11 protein-coding genes are annotated in these 14,057 nt (G+C 61.6%); 5 read left to right on the forward strand and 6 right to left on the reverse strand.

Annotated elements, in window-relative coordinates:
* Positions 1-42 precede the first annotated feature (42 nt).
* Entirely contained in the window at positions 43-1,431 is a 1,389-nt protein-coding gene (locus tag AB4O45_RS03420) for a type VI secretion system Vgr family protein (protein WP_353188614.1), read from the forward strand.
* An 8-nt stretch (positions 1,432-1,439) separates the two neighbouring features.
* Here the strand turns inward: AB4O45_RS03420 and AB4O45_RS03425 are convergent, their stop codons facing one another.
* Entirely contained in the window at positions 1,440-2,831 is a 1,392-nt protein-coding gene (locus tag AB4O45_RS03425) for an FAD-dependent oxidoreductase (protein WP_460161070.1), read from the reverse strand.
* Between the two features lie 72 nt (positions 2,832-2,903).
* The gene (locus AB4O45_RS03430) at positions 2,904-4,229 is read right to left on the reverse strand and encodes an MFS transporter (RefSeq protein ID WP_431078079.1); all 1,326 of its coding nucleotides are present in this window, start codon (positions 4,227-4,229) and stop codon (positions 2,904-2,906) included.
* Positions 4,230-4,498: 269 nt separating this feature from the next.
* Here AB4O45_RS03430 and AB4O45_RS03435 point away from each other — a divergent pair, with 269 nt between their 5' ends.
* Entirely contained in the window at positions 4,499-5,371 is an 873-nt protein-coding gene (locus AB4O45_RS03435) for a LysR family transcriptional regulator (protein WP_024013451.1), read from the forward strand.
* A 124-nt stretch (positions 5,372-5,495) separates the two neighbouring features.
* On the opposite strand, the gene AB4O45_RS03440 is transcribed toward AB4O45_RS03435, so the two are convergent.
* Positions 5,496-6,362, reverse strand: a complete 867-nt coding sequence (locus AB4O45_RS03440; RefSeq protein WP_323621053.1) for a LysR substrate-binding domain-containing protein — start codon at positions 6,360-6,362, stop codon at positions 5,496-5,498.
* A 113-nt stretch (positions 6,363-6,475) separates the two neighbouring features.
* Between AB4O45_RS03440 and AB4O45_RS03445 the strand changes: the two genes are divergently transcribed.
* Both AB4O45_RS03445 and phnX read left to right on the forward strand, forming a co-directional pair.
* Positions 6,476-7,585: a 2-aminoethylphosphonate--pyruvate transaminase gene (locus AB4O45_RS03445; protein ID WP_041477138.1), complete on the forward strand. Its 1,110-nt coding sequence runs from the start codon at positions 6,476-6,478 to the stop codon at positions 7,583-7,585.
* A 142-nt stretch (positions 7,586-7,727) separates the two neighbouring features.
* Positions 7,728-8,555 carry a phosphonoacetaldehyde hydrolase gene (phnX, locus tag AB4O45_RS03450; RefSeq protein WP_460095059.1) on the forward strand — a complete coding sequence of 276 codons (828 nt, stop codon included), beginning with the start codon at positions 7,728-7,730 and terminating at the stop codon, positions 8,553-8,555.
* 86 nt (positions 8,556-8,641) lie between these two features.
* Here the strand turns inward: phnX and AB4O45_RS03455 are convergent, their stop codons facing one another.
* The 3 genes from AB4O45_RS03455 to AB4O45_RS03465 form a co-directional block, all read right to left on the reverse strand.
* On the reverse strand, positions 8,642-9,319 hold the full coding sequence (locus AB4O45_RS03455; protein WP_310217000.1) for a hypothetical protein: 678 nt from the start codon (positions 9,317-9,319) through the stop codon (positions 8,642-8,644).
* Positions 9,320-9,626: 307 nt separating this feature from the next.
* Complete coding sequence (locus AB4O45_RS03460) at positions 9,627-10,550, reverse strand: 1-aminocyclopropane-1-carboxylate deaminase/D-cysteine desulfhydrase (protein WP_460161071.1); 924 nt, start codon at positions 10,548-10,550, stop codon at positions 9,627-9,629.
* Between the two features lie 125 nt (positions 10,551-10,675).
* A complete protein-coding gene (locus AB4O45_RS03465) occupies positions 10,676-12,715 on the reverse strand; it encodes an NADPH-dependent 2,4-dienoyl-CoA reductase (RefSeq protein WP_056788766.1) in 2,040 nt (679 codons plus the stop codon).
* A gap of 208 nt (positions 12,716-12,923) precedes the next feature.
* On the opposite strand from AB4O45_RS03465, the gene AB4O45_RS03470 reads away from it, so the two are divergent.
* A complete protein-coding gene (locus AB4O45_RS03470) occupies positions 12,924-14,054 on the forward strand; it encodes a nitrilase-related carbon-nitrogen hydrolase (RefSeq protein ID WP_460161072.1) in 1,131 nt (376 codons plus the stop codon).
* The last annotated feature ends 3 nt before the right edge of the window (positions 14,055-14,057 follow it).

Genomic DNA, 14,057 nt, shown 5'->3' on the forward strand with positions numbered 1-14,057 from the left:
CGTACCCTTGAAACCCCGTATCGCCTGACAGGGCCTGCTCGAATGCTCAATGACAAGGAAAGTCCCTTCACCCTTACGCTGACCGACAGCGGATTGCGCCTGCCGGTGGTGCGTTTTCGCGGCGAGGAAGCGCTGAACCAGCCTTACCGTTTCGACATCGAACTGCTCGGACTGGCCCCGGCCATCGTCCCGGGATCCTTCCTGCACAGGCCAGCCTTTTTGCGGCTCAGTGAGCAGCACGGATTCCACGGCGTCATTTCCAGCGCCAGCTGCGAACATCGCGGGACGCATCGGGTCGGCTATCGACTGATTCTGGTGCCGCATCTGCAACAACTGGCGCAAACGCATAAGCGCCGCGTGTTTACTCACCTGAGTGTGCCGCAGATCATTCAACAACTGCTCGAAGAACATGCCCTGCCAGCGCACAGCTACCGCATTGAAATGAGCGTCGGTCACTACCCTGCAAGGGCGTTTTGCATTCAGTACGAAGAAAGCGATCTGGCACTGGCGCAGCGGCTATGCGAAGAAGAAGGCATCCACTATCACTTCGAACATGGGCCGGACGGACACGTCGTGGTGTTCGCTGACGACAGCCTGAGCCTGCCGCAGGAACCGGTCGAAATCCCTTTCAGTGCTGATGAGCAACCACCGTCGCCCTGCGTCAGCGCGCTCTATCAACAGCATCGCGCGGCGCCTGTACCGATGCTGCATGCGGTGCGCAATCGCGGTCAGCCAACCGGCAATGCCGAAGCCGCCAACGAGGTCTCGACCGAGTTGCCGATGCCCGCGCGATCGCCGGAACGTCTGCACGCCGAACAACGCAGTCGACGTCATCTGCAACGCCAACGCTGCCAGTTGCGCTCCATTCACGGGCGCAGTGATTGCAGCGATTTGCTCAGTGGCCGACTGCTGCTTGTGGCCGACCACCCGATTCATCATTTCAACGAACAATGGCTGATCAGCGCGGTGCGCCACCACGGGCAGCACCCTTCGATCCTTGATCCGGCGCCAAGCGTTCAGCGTTATCACAACGACTTCACTGCGCAGCCCTGGTCGACCGACTTCCGTCCGCCACTCAAACAAGCTCGCCCGAATATTGCCGGTTATCACTTGGCGAAAGTGGCGGGTGCGCCTGGGCAACCTGCGCAAGTGGACGAAAACGGCTGCCTCGCTGTAAGCCTGTGGCCGTCTGCGGATAAATCCGCCAGCGACGCCCTGTGGCTGCCGATCGCCATGAGCCGGCTCAGCGGCCCCGTCGCCGTCGATCAATTACCGCGCGCCGGCAGTGAAGTGTGGGTGAGTTTCCTCGACAGCGATCCGGACCGACCGATCCTGTGCCTCAGCCACGCACGCCAGCCGCCGGAGCGCGAATCAGAGCCCGTGCGCGACAGCCTGTTGCTCGACTGGCTGAGCCACCGCGCCGAGCATTGATCGGCGCCTCAGCCTTTGTCCGCCTTGCCCGCCGCCGCCGCGAACCTGGCCAGGCGCACGTCCAGATGCCGAGGCCGGTGCCCGTGATCTTCGGCGCGCTCCTTGCGGCGGATGGCGTTGCGCACCATCAACGAGCCGAGGTAGCGGATGGGTTCCGGCGGGAAATAACCCAGCGGCCCGTTGAGCAGCGGCGAGCGGGTCCACGGGTTATCCAGGCCTTGCACCAGCGCGGCGAGAATCTGCCCGCCCATGTGACACGGGCCGACGCCGCTGCCGGAATAACCGAAGCCGTAAAACACATTGCCCGCCCCGCTCATCTGGCCGAAAAACGGTAAACCGGTCACCGAACGATCCGACGGGCCGTTCCACGTCGCGTCGATTTTGACCTCGGCGAACGCCGGGAAAAAATCCGCGAGACTGCGCTTGAGCAAGCCGGCATAAGGCGACGGCTGATCGAACACCGGCAGCATCCGCCCGCCATAGGCGAAGGTGTTGCCGCCCTTGCCGAGCATGATCCGGCCGTCCGGGGTGTTGTGGTAGTAATGCACGAAAATCCGCGAATCGAGGACGCTGACGCCGCTGGTCAAACCGATTTGCTGCAACAGGTCCGGGCGCGGTTCGGTGATCAGCATGTCACTGGAAACGATCGCCACACTGCGCTCGAACTGAGGAAACGCGCGGGCCATCCACGCATTCATCGCCAGCACCACCCGGTCGGCGATGACCTTGCCGCTGGGTGTGTGTATGCGTGCCGGGCGGCCCTCTTCCAGCCCGGTCATCGCCGTGCCTTCATGGATCTTCACGCCCGATTGCAGCGCCACCCGGCGCAGGCCGCGCACCAGTTTGCCCGGTTGCACGCTGGCAGCCGCCGGGGAAAACCAGCCCTCCAGGTGTTTTGCTGAACCAGCCATGCGCTGCACATCGGCGAGCGGTCGCTGGCTGAACGAGTTGATGCCGTTACGCTCCAGCGCCGCGATCACCGCGTCAGTTGCGCCGACCTGGGCGCGATTGGTCGCGGTGTACAGCGTGCCGTCGAGGCGGTAATCGGCATCGACGCCGTACTGCTCGCAGAACTCGCCGATCGCATGGATGCTGCGCTCGGATTCCTTGACCAGACGCACCGCCTCGTCGACGCCGAACAAGCGTTCCAGGGTGAAATACTTGGCCGACCATGACAGTGCGCAACCACCGTTACGGCCACTGGCGCCGGCACCGCAGATGTCAGCTTCGATCAGCAACACCTCCAGCTCGGGGTTTTGCTGCTTGAGCATGATCGCCGTCCACAATCCGGTGTAACCACCGCCAACGATGCACACATCGGTGCGCACCTCGCCTTGCAGCGGTGGACACTGCTCGGATGGGTCGGCCTGCAAGGCTTGCTCGAGCCAGAACGGTCGCATGGGAAATCTCCAGTCAGAAAGCCACGACGCAGCCTGCCGCGCACCGCGCAGCAGGCCACGGGGCGAAGGGTTTCAGGAACGCAGCGGTTTGACGCTCAGCGGGCAGTTGGGGATCGCCGCGCGCGGCTCCATCACGCCGACCGGCCGACTGTTCCAGTGCGGAATCAGCACCAGCGCCGAGAACAGCGCGCATCCGGCGAAGACGATGAACACCGTCACCGAGTCGAAGTAGCCCGGCAGCAAACCGCCGAGCACTGCGCCAACGGAGCCGCAGCCGTTGACGAAACCGGCGGCGGTGGCACCGGCCTTGGCCTTGCCGAAATCGATGGCGGCCGCGCCGCTGATCATCGAGTCCGGGCCGTACAACGTCAGGCCCATGACGAACAGCAACGCGACAACCAGCAACACGCTGCCGGTGTTCAGCGCAGCCATGAACAGCGCCAGCGTCACGGTCAGCGCCAACAGGCTCAGCACGCAGGCCGGCATGCGTCGGGCGCCGAAGAGTTTGTCCGAGGCCAGGCCGATCATGATCGGCCCGAGCAATCCAGCCAGTTCAAACGCGGTGGGAATGATCGCCGCGCCAACCTTGCCGACACTGGGCATCTGCTCGAAAACAATCACTGGCCCCCACAACAGAATTGCGTAGCGCGCCGGTTTCAACAGGAAATACGCCAGGCCCAGCACCAGCACCGTACGGTTGCGCAGGATTTCCTTTAACGGCTCCCACACGCTGAGTTTGCTGTTGGCTGCGGTTTCCTCGGCGGTCAGTTCCGGCTCGGGCTCCACCGCCGGCAAGCCGACGTCTTCCGGTTTGTTGCGCTGGAAGATAAAGAACAGCACGGCCACCACCGCGACCACCGCCGCGCTGGAAATGAATGCCGCGTGCCAGGTGCCGACCAGCGTGTAGGCCCACCAGCCGGCGAACGGCGAGGCGATCAGACCACCAAACGCGTAACAGGAACTCCACAAGCCGAGCACGCGCCCGCGCTGCTCTGACGGGAAGAAGCTGCCAAGGTTTTTACACAGCCCCGACCAGCCAGTGGACTGCGCCAGACCTTGAATCAACATGCACGTGGCGAAGATCGGCAATGTAGCGAAACTGCCCATCACCAGCGCCGCAGCGGCGGATATCAGCAAACCGCCAAGCACTACGACTCGCGGGCCAAAGCGATCGGCGAGCATGCCCCAGGTGAACTGTCCGAGGGCATACGCCGCCAGATAGATCGCGTCGAGGTTGGCCATGGCCATTTTGTCGAGGGTGAAATCAGGGTCTTCGGCGATGCCCAGTTTGGCCACCGAAAAGGCTTTGCGGGTGAAGTAGAACGCGGCGTACGCGAGCCAGGTAATAGCGAAGATCTGCACGCGCCAACGCGCCAGGGTGCCGATGTGCTTGTTCATGGTGGTTCTGACCTCAGGGTGTGAGTGTGCCGGCAGAATCGTTAAGAAAAACGCCTGTGTTTTTATTGTTGAGCACTGCGATACCGCCCCTTCCCTTCGGCGATAACGGTCAGATGAGTCTGCTGTTGCACGCACAGGCTCATGGGCCGGCGCCGCTGCTCGACCGAGCAGTCAGCGATGGCGTGAGCCGATCAAAGCAATTACTGTTTAATAAATAAAATCGATTTATCGTATTTCACACATAAGCCGAGCTTGTTACTGGAGCCACCATGTCCGTCTCTCACGCCCAACTCAAAGCGTTCCACGCGGTGGCCGTCCATGGCAGTTTCACCCGCGCCGCCGAGCGGCTTTATCTGACGCAACCGGCGATTTCCGACCAGGTACGCAAACTCGAAGAACGCTTCGGCGTGCTGCTGTTTCACCGCAATAAACGTTCCGTACGCCTGACCGATCTCGGCGAGCGCCTGCTGGCGATCACCCAGCGCCTGTTCGTGATCGAAGCCGAAGCGCAGGAATTGCTGCAGGAATCCCAGGCCCTGCAGACCGGCAGCCTGATTCTCGCGGTGGACGCGCCGATCCACGTGTTGCCGCAGATCGCACGGTTCTGCGAGCGCTACCCGGGCATCAGCGTGAAAATCGAGACCGGCAATACCGATGAATCGCTGTTTCGCCTGTTCAACTATCAGGCCGATCTGGCGCTGCTCGGCCGCGACGTAACCGATGAACGCTTGCTGTGTGTGCCGTTGCGCAACGATCCGATGGTGGCGTTCGTTTCGCGCAATCATCCGTGGGCCGAGCGCGAATCGATCTGTCTGGCCGATCTGGATGACACGCCACTGGTGCTGCGAGAGATCGGTTCGGTGACCCGGCAGACCCTGGAAGAGGAAATGGCCCGCGCAGGTTTGCGCATCCGCCCGGCGATTCAGGTTGAAGGTCGGGAAGCGGCGCGCGAAGCCGTGGTGGTGGGGATCGGGGTTGGTGTGGTTTCAGCGGCGGAGTTCGGCGCCGACTCACGGGTCTGCGCGTTGCCGATCACCGACTGCACGAGGCGCCTGACCGAAACCCTGGTGTGCTTGCGCGAACAGAGTTCGCGGCGGGTGGTGGCGACGTTTCTCGATATGGTTCGCGAGAGCCTGACCTGACTCACTCCCTGTCCTGATCGTTCCCACGCTCTGCGTGGGAATGCCTCAACGGACGCTCCGCGTTCGGCTTTGGATGGGACGCAGAGCGTCCCGGGCTGCGTTCCCACGCAGAGCGTGGGAACGATCACGGTGCGGCTAGCGCCAGATCAAAAAACGCCTGAATCAAGCGCAACTCGCGCCGGCGCTCCATGCAGCCAATCATGTGCCGGTTCACCAGCCCTTCCCCGGCAATCGGGATCGCCACCACGCGCGGGTCATGACTGACCTCCACCGATGACACCACACCGACACCCAACTCGGCCGCGACCGCTTCGGTCACCGCCTCGCGACTGTCCAGCTCCAGCAACACCCGCGGCTGAATCGAGGCCTGCGCACACGCTTGATCAAAAGTGCGCCGGGTAATCGAACTCGGCTCGCGCAGGACCATGATCACTTGGTCCAGCTCCTTGAGTTTCACGTCAGCGGAGCGATTCGCCCAGCGATGCCCCGCCGGCACCAACGCGCAGATCCGCGATTCGCTCAGCGCTTGCAGATGCAGGCCCTTGCGCGGCTCGACCTCGGTCAGCACCGCGACATCGGCGTGTTCCGACAACAGCGCCGCCAGGGTTTCCTGGGCATTGCCCAGACGCAGGTTGACGGTGATCCCCGGATAGCGCGCGCGCAAACTTGCCAGCATCGGCATGACCATGTGCGGCCCATCCGCCGCCACCTCCAGACGCCCGGTCAACAATTGCCGATTGGCCTCGAGCAGCGTCTGCGCTTCTTCCGCCAGACCGAACATGGCGCGGGTGATCGCCGCCAGTTTGGTGCCCTCCTCGGTCAGTTCCACCCGTCGCGCGGTGCGCCGCAGCAAGGTGATCTGGTAGTGCTCTTCCAGTGCCTTGATGTGTCCGGTGACCGCCGGCTGGCTGATGAACAACCGCGCAGCCGCGCGGGTGAAGCTGCCTTCGCGGGCCACGGCATCGAAGGCGCGCAGCTGAAACAGATTCATGGATAACCCTCACTGATGGCTGGCATAACAACAAACAATTTGATTGATGCAGCGGCGAATTGCAACGTAGGCCCCGTAGCTTCATCCCACAGCGTTTTCGCGAGGACACCCGAATGAGTACCGCCGCACCGATTCTGCTCACTCCCGGCCCGTTGACCACTTCGGCCCGCACCCGTCAGGCCATGATGGTCGACTGGGGTTCGTGGGATGACCGCTTCAACCAGCTGACCGCCAGCCTGTGCGAGCAATTGCTGGCCATCCTCAACGGCGCCGCCAGCCACCATTGCGTACCGTTACAGGGCAGCGGCACGTTCGCTGTCGAAGCGGCGATCGGCACGTTGGTACCGCGTGATGGCAAAATCCTCGTGCTGATCAACGGCGCTTACGGCAAGCGCCTGGCGAAGATCTGCGAAGTGCTCGGCCGCTCGTTCAGCACCTTCGAAACCGCGGAAGACGAACCGACCACCGCCGCCGACGTCGACCGTTTGCTGCGCGCCGACGCTGACATCACCCACGTGGCGCTGATCCACTGCGAAACCAGCACCGGCATTCTCAATCCGCTGGCAGAAATCGCCGAGGTCGTCGCGCAACACGGCAAACGTCTGATCATCGACGCCATGAGCTCATTCGGCGCGTTGCCGGTGGATGCGCAAAAAGTGCCATTCGACGCGCTCATTGCCGCTTCCGGCAAATGCCTGGAAGGCGTACCGGGGATGGGTTTTGTCTTCGCCCGCAAGGAATCGCTGGCCGCCGCGGCTGGCAACTCGCACTCGCTGGCGATGGACCTGTACGACCAGCACGCCTACATGATGAAAACCGGGCAATGGCGCTTCACCCCGCCCACCCATGTGGTCGCGGCGCTGCACGAAGCGTTGCTGCAATACCGCGAAGAAGGCGGTCTGCCGGCGCGGCATGCGCGTTATGCCGCCAACTGTCAGGCGCTGATGGAAGAGATGAACAAGCTCGGCTTGCGCAGCTTCCTGCCGGCGGCGATTCAGGCGCCGATCATCGCCACTTTCCATGCCCCGCAGGATCCGCGCTACCAGTTCAAGGACTTCTATGAGCGGGTCAAGGCCAAGGGTTACATCCTCTACCCCGGCAAGCTGACCCAGGTCGAAACTTTCCGCGTCGGCTGCATCGGCCACGTCACCCCGGACGAAATGCGCCAGGCCGTAGCAGCAGTAGGTGAAGTGCTGCGCGAGATGGAAGTGCTCGATATCTGAGCCTCACCAAAAATCCCCTGTGGGAGCGAGCCTGCTCGCGAAAGCGTCGTCCCAGGCGACACATACGCTGATGTCAGACCGCTTTCGCGAGCAGGCTCGCTCCCACATTTTGATCTCATTTTCAAATCAGGAATTGATTGCCATGAACTACACCAATCCAAGCAAGCTGCAAGCCGCGATCCTCGACTGGGCCGGTACCGTGGTCGATTTCGGCTCGTTCGCGCCGACGCAGATCTTCGTCGAAGCCTTCGCCGAGTTCGATGTGCAGGTGTCGATTGAAGAGGCCCGTGGGCCGATGGGCATGGGCAAGTGGGATCACATCCGCACCCTCTGTGATCAGCCGCAAGTGGCGGAGCGTTATCGCAAGGTATTCGGTCGCACGCCGACCGACGATGACGTCACCGCTATCTACAACCGCTTCATGCCGTTGCAGATCGAGAAAATCGCCGAGCACTCGGCACTGATTCCCGGCGCGCTGGACGCCATCGCCCAACTGCGCGCACAAGGCATCAAGATCGGTTCCTGCTCCGGTTACCCGAAAGCGGTCATGGACAAAGTCGTCGAACTCGCCGCCAGCAACGGCTACGTCGCCGACCACGTGGTCGCCACCGACGAAGTGCCAAACGGTCGTCCATGGCCGGCGCAAGCGTTGGCCAACGTGATCGCTCTGGGCATCGACGATGTTGCAGCGTGCGTGAAGATCGACGACACCGTGCCGGGCATTCTCGAAGGTCGCCGGGCCGGCATGTGGACGGTTGCGCTGATTTGCTCGGGCAACGCGCTGGGTCTGGATTATGAGGGTTTCCGCGCGCTGGGCAGCGATGAACTGGCCAGCGAGCGCCAGCGCATCCACGCGCTGTTCGCAAGTTCGCGGCCGCATTACATGATCGACACCATCATCGATCTGCCGGAAGTGATCGCCGACATCAACAAGCGTCTGGCCAACGGTGAGATGCCGCAAAACGCCTGAGGCCGATAACCGGAACACCGCTGATCCATGACAATCAGCGGTGTTTTTTTGCACTGTCTTAAATAAATATATTGCCCGGTTATTACTTACTCTGAAACAAGGTTGCCCTCTGCGTCGTACGCACTACCATCGGGATGTTTAACGCTTCCGTCAGGCAATTGTTCAGTACCATCTTCCCAGACAATACGGCCATCCGGATATTCAACGGTATTATCAGACCATACGATTCGCCCGTCCGGATACTCTACCCGGCCGTCGTCATATTGAATGATGCCGTCGGGACGCTTGATCGAAGTCTTATCAACGTCAACCACGCTACCGTCAGGCAGTGTGGTCGAACCATCGACATTGACGGTCGCACCGAGTGTTTGAATCAGCGTAATCAAGGCCACCGGATCGATGTTGATGTTAAGGGTCGGCCATGGCATTGGCGGACGCTTGGTATCGACCGGCGCTACTGGTGCGGTCGGCGCCACTGGTTTGGTTGGGGCTACCGGTTTGGTTGGCGCCACTGGTTTGGTCGGTGCTACTGGCTTGGTTGGCGCCACTGGCTTGGTCGGCGCTACCGGTTTGGTTGGTGCCACTGGCTTGGTCGGCGCTACCGGTTTGGTTGGTGCTACTGGCTTGGTTGGCGCTACCGGCTTGGTCGGCGCTACCGGCTTGGTCGGCGCTACCGGTTTGGTTGGTGCTACTGGCTTGGTTGGTGCCACTGGTTTGGTCGGTGCTACGGGTTTGGTCGGTGCTACGGGTTTGGTTGGCGCCACTGGCTTTGGTGTAGTGGTAGTGGGGCGAGGCTTGGAGATCGGACTTTTCATATTCACACTCAAATTTACAAATATAATTATGATCTTTAATAACAAACTAAAGAGCCGAACCAACAATAATCACGCACAACAAACTATTCAAACCAAAAGAACCTACAAGATATAAGCAACATAGAGTTACGCCCACAGTTCAACGCACACCAACAACTTTAAATAAGCAGAAATAATAAACCGTACAAATAAGACTTTTGTGTGTTGCAAATATCATTACGCCGAAACGCTGGCATGTACTGATCGCGTCCATCGGCTATGTCATTGCAAATCCGCGTCGCCCCTGCAAGCCCCCCGTGTGGATAAAGATCAGACGCGTGCCGATGGCAAATTCGCCTGCTTCGACATGCTGCTTGAGCGCCAGCAAGGCCTTGCCGGTGTACAGCGGTTCCAAAGGGATGCCGCTGGTTTGCTCGGTCTGATCGATGAAGGTCAGCAACGCCTCGTCAACTTTGGCGAAACCACCACGGCTGGCGTCGATCAGTTGATAGCCCGCCGCATGCTCGGTGGCGGGCGCGAGGATCGACTCGATGTTCGGCGCTACGCCGTGATCATCCGGTACCGCCAGAGCACCGTACACCGCGCGCTTGCCTTGCTCGGCGAGCGCCAGCCCGGCCAGTGTCGTGCCGGTGCCACAGGCCAGCCACCAGGCGTCGAAATCATCCCAGCCCAGCTTGGCCAATTGCTCTTCGGCTTGCTGCCTGATCGCTGCGCAACCCAGTGCGCCGGCCAGTCCACCACCGCCCTCGGGCACTGCACGCAGCGTCGGATATTGCGCTTGCCATGGCGTCCAGAATCCCGCTTCGTGCCGCGCGCGATAGCCGGCGTAACCCAGCCAATGCAACTGCATGCCGAACGCTTGCAGATCCCGCACTGTCGGCGTGTCCTGCGGGTGCCCGCGCAGCAGTCCCACGGTTTTGAAACCCAGCCGTTTGCCCGCCGCCGCCAGCGCGTGCAGGTGATTGGAATGTGCACCGCCGAGGCTGATGATACCCTCGGCGCCGGCACGCTCGGCGGCTTTGAGGTGTTCGACGAGTTTGAACCACTTGTTGCCGCTGATCAGCGGGTCGATGCGGTCCAGGCGCAGGATCGCGACCTCGATGCCGGCGTCTGCCAGCCAGTCCAGATGGAGCGGTTCGAGAGGGGCCGGGGGTAGCCAGTTGGAGGGAGGCAAAAGCATGGGCACTGCACAATCTGGAAAAGACCACATACTAGTAGGAGCTGCCGCAGGCTGCGATCTTTTGATCTTGCTTTGGAAATCAGGATCAACAGATCGCAGCCTTCGGCAGCTCCTACGGAATGTGCTTACAACTCAGCCGCCAGCCGCGAGCCCTGATTGATCGCGCGCTTGGCATCCAGCTCCGCCGCCACATCCGCGCCGCCGATCAAGTGCACGTTCTGCCCGGCTTCAACCAGACCATCGTGCAACTCACGCAACGGATCCTGCCCCGCGCAGATCACGATGTTGTCCACTGCCAGCAGTTGCGGCTCACCACTTTCGCCGATGCGAATGTGCAAGCCTTGGTCATCGATGCTCAGGTATTCGACGCTGTTGAGCATCTGCACCTGCTTGTTCTTCAGACCGGTGCGGTGTATCCAGCCGGTGGTTTTGCCCAGACCGTCGCCAACCTTGGTTTTCTTGCGCTGCAACAGGAACACCTCACGGGCCGGCGCATGCGGTGCCGCTTTGATTCCCGCCACACCACCACGGGCCTCCAGTTGCGTGTCGATGCCCCACTCTTTCCAGAACGCCGCGCGATCCAGACTGGTGGCCACGCCTTGATGAACGAGAAATTCCGAGACATCGAAACCGATCCCGCCTGCACCGATTACCGCGACACGCTTGCCGACCGGTTTGCGCTCGAGGATCACATCCAGATAACTCAGCACCTTGGCATTTTCGATGCCCGGAATCGCCGGCACGCGCGGGGCGATACCGGTGGCGAGAATGATTTCGTCGTAGCCGCCCTCAACCAACTTGGCCACGTCGACGCGGGTGTTCAGGCACACCTCGACATTGGTGGTTTGCAGCTTGCGGTTGAAGTAGCGCAGGGTTTCGAAAAATTCCTCCTTGCCCGGCACGCGCTTGGCAATGTTGAACTGGCCACCGATCTCACTGGCCGAATCGAACAACGTCACCTGATGACCGCGCTCGGCGGCCACGGTGGCGGCAGACAAGCCTGCAGGGCCGGCACCGACCACGGCGATTTTCTTGATCTGCTGCACCGGCAGGTAATTGAGTTCGGTTTCGTGGCAGGCGCGCGGGTTGACCAGGCAACTGGTGAGCTTGCCGCCAAAGGTGTGGTCGAGGCACGCCTGGTTGCAGCCGATGCAGGTGTTGATTTCGTCGGCGCGGCCTTCGGCGGCTTTGTTGACGAAATCCGGATCGGCGAGGAATGGTCGGGCCATGGAGACCATGTCGGCATCGCCCTCGGCAAGAATCTGCTCGGCAATTTCCGGGGTATTGATGCGGTTGGTCGTGATCAGCGGGATGCTCACCGAGCCGCGCAACTTGGCCGTAACCTTGCTGAACGCTGCACGCGGCACCTTGGTGGCGATGGTCGGAATCCGCGCTTCGTGCCAGCCGATACCAGTGTTGATGATGGTCGCACCGGCCTGCTCGATGGCTTTGGCCAGCATGACGATTTCATCCCAGGTGCTGCCACCTTCGACCAGATCGAGCATCGACAGGCGGAAGATGATAATGAAATTCGGCCCGACCGCTTCGCGCACACGACGGACAATTTCTACCGGCAGGCGCATGCGGTTTTCGTAGCTGCCACCCCAGCGGTCGGTGCGGTGATTCGTGTGCGCGGCGAGGAACTGGTTAATGAAGTAACCTTCCGAGCCCATGATCTCGACGCCGTCGTATTCGGCGGTTTGCGCCAATACCGAGCAGGTGACGAAATCGCTGATCTGCTTTTCGATGCCCTCTTCGTCCAGCTCTTTGGGCTTGAACGGGTTGATCGGCGCCTGAATCGCGCTCGGTGCTACTTGTTTCGGGCTGTAGGCGTAACGCCCGGCGTGAAGAATCTGCATGCAGATCTTGCCGCCCGCCTCGTGCACCGCGCGGGTGACGATGCGGTGCTTGAGCGCCTCTTCTTCAGTTGTGAGCTTGGCCGCGCCGGAATACACCCCGCCCTCGTCATTCGGGCCGATGCCGCCAGTGACCATCAGGCCGACACCGCCACGGGCACGTTCGGCGAAGTACGCCGCCATGCGCTCGAAGCCACCCGGCTTTTCTTCAAGGCCAGTGTGCATCGAGCCCATCAGGGTACGGTTGCGCAGCGTGGTGAATCCCAGGTCCAGCGGGGCCAGCAGATGCGGGTAATGAGCGGCGGTCATCGGTAACTCCACAACGAGCGATCACGGAAAAGTTGCGGGAGCTCTGCGTCCCCCGTCAGTCATGTTCGACAGACTAAGAGTCGCACCGCTGTCACTCAATGACCGTAACTGACAAGTTATTGATCCAAATGCGCAGCGCCCCTTGGCAACCCGGGCCATGGGCCCTACCCTAGTCGGCACATCCTGTACCCGGTTGTTGTTGGTTTTCATGCGCAAACTTCTGTATCTGTTTTTCTCCATGGCCCTCGTTGCCGCCCTGACCACCTACGCCATGTGGGCGGCAGACCGGCCGGCGGGACATTACCTGTCGGACCTGCGCATCAAGCTCGCCGTCAATCAGGGCACGCCCGGCGACCGTGGCAATCTGCTCGGCATCCAGCCCGAACTGTTCTCCACCGATTACCAAAGCTCCGCACGCCTGCACCGCAAGCTCGCGGCGTATCTGCAGCAGGCCCGCGATCAAGGCTTGCTCAACGAAAAAACCGTGGTGGTGTTGCCCGAGCACGTCGGCACCTGGCTGATGATCAGCGGCGAGAAAGACGAGTTGTATCAGGCGCCAACGCTGGCGGAGGCAATGAACTGGCTGGCGGCGAGCAATCCACTCCTGTTTGCCCGAGCGTGGCTGCGGGCCAAGGGCGAGCAACGCCTGGATGACGCTTATCTGCGGATGAAAGCGAAGGCCATGGCCAAGGATTACCAGGCGCTGTTCGGCGGTCTGGCCAAGGAGTTCCAGGTCACCCTGGTGGCCGGTTCCATCGTGCTGCCGGAGCCAAGCATCCGCGACGGCCGGCTCAAGCCCGGCAGCGGCGCCCTGTTCAACAGCAGCGTGGTGTTTGGTCGCGACGGCGTACCGTTGGGCCAGCCGCAGCGGCAGATGCATCCGATCTTTGATCAGCAAGGTGTGATTCAAGCCGAAGACAAACACGCCATACAGGTCGTCGACACACCGGCCGGACGCCTGGGCATCCTGATCGGCAGTGACAGCTGGTACCCCGGCAACTACCGCACCCTCGATGAGCAAGGCGCGCAACTGGTGGCCGTGCCGGCGCAGGTTATCGGCCAAGGCGCCTGGGACAAGCCATGGCGTGGCTACAAGGGCTCGAGCACGCCGGGCTCGGTCAGCCTCAAGCCCGGCGACCTCAGCGAAGGTCAGGCCTGGCACCGATTGACCCTCACCGCACAACCACCGAGCAGCCGCGCGATTGCCGGCGTCAGTGTGTTCATGCGCGGGCAGTTCTGGGACAAGTCGAGTACCGGCACAAGCTTCCTCAGCAGCAACGGCCAGCAGTTCGCCGATGGCGAGGCCCGTGGTGCGCGCTTGCTGAACGTCTGGCTGTAAACC

Source organism: Pseudomonas sp. S2_B10, assembly GCF_054668425.1.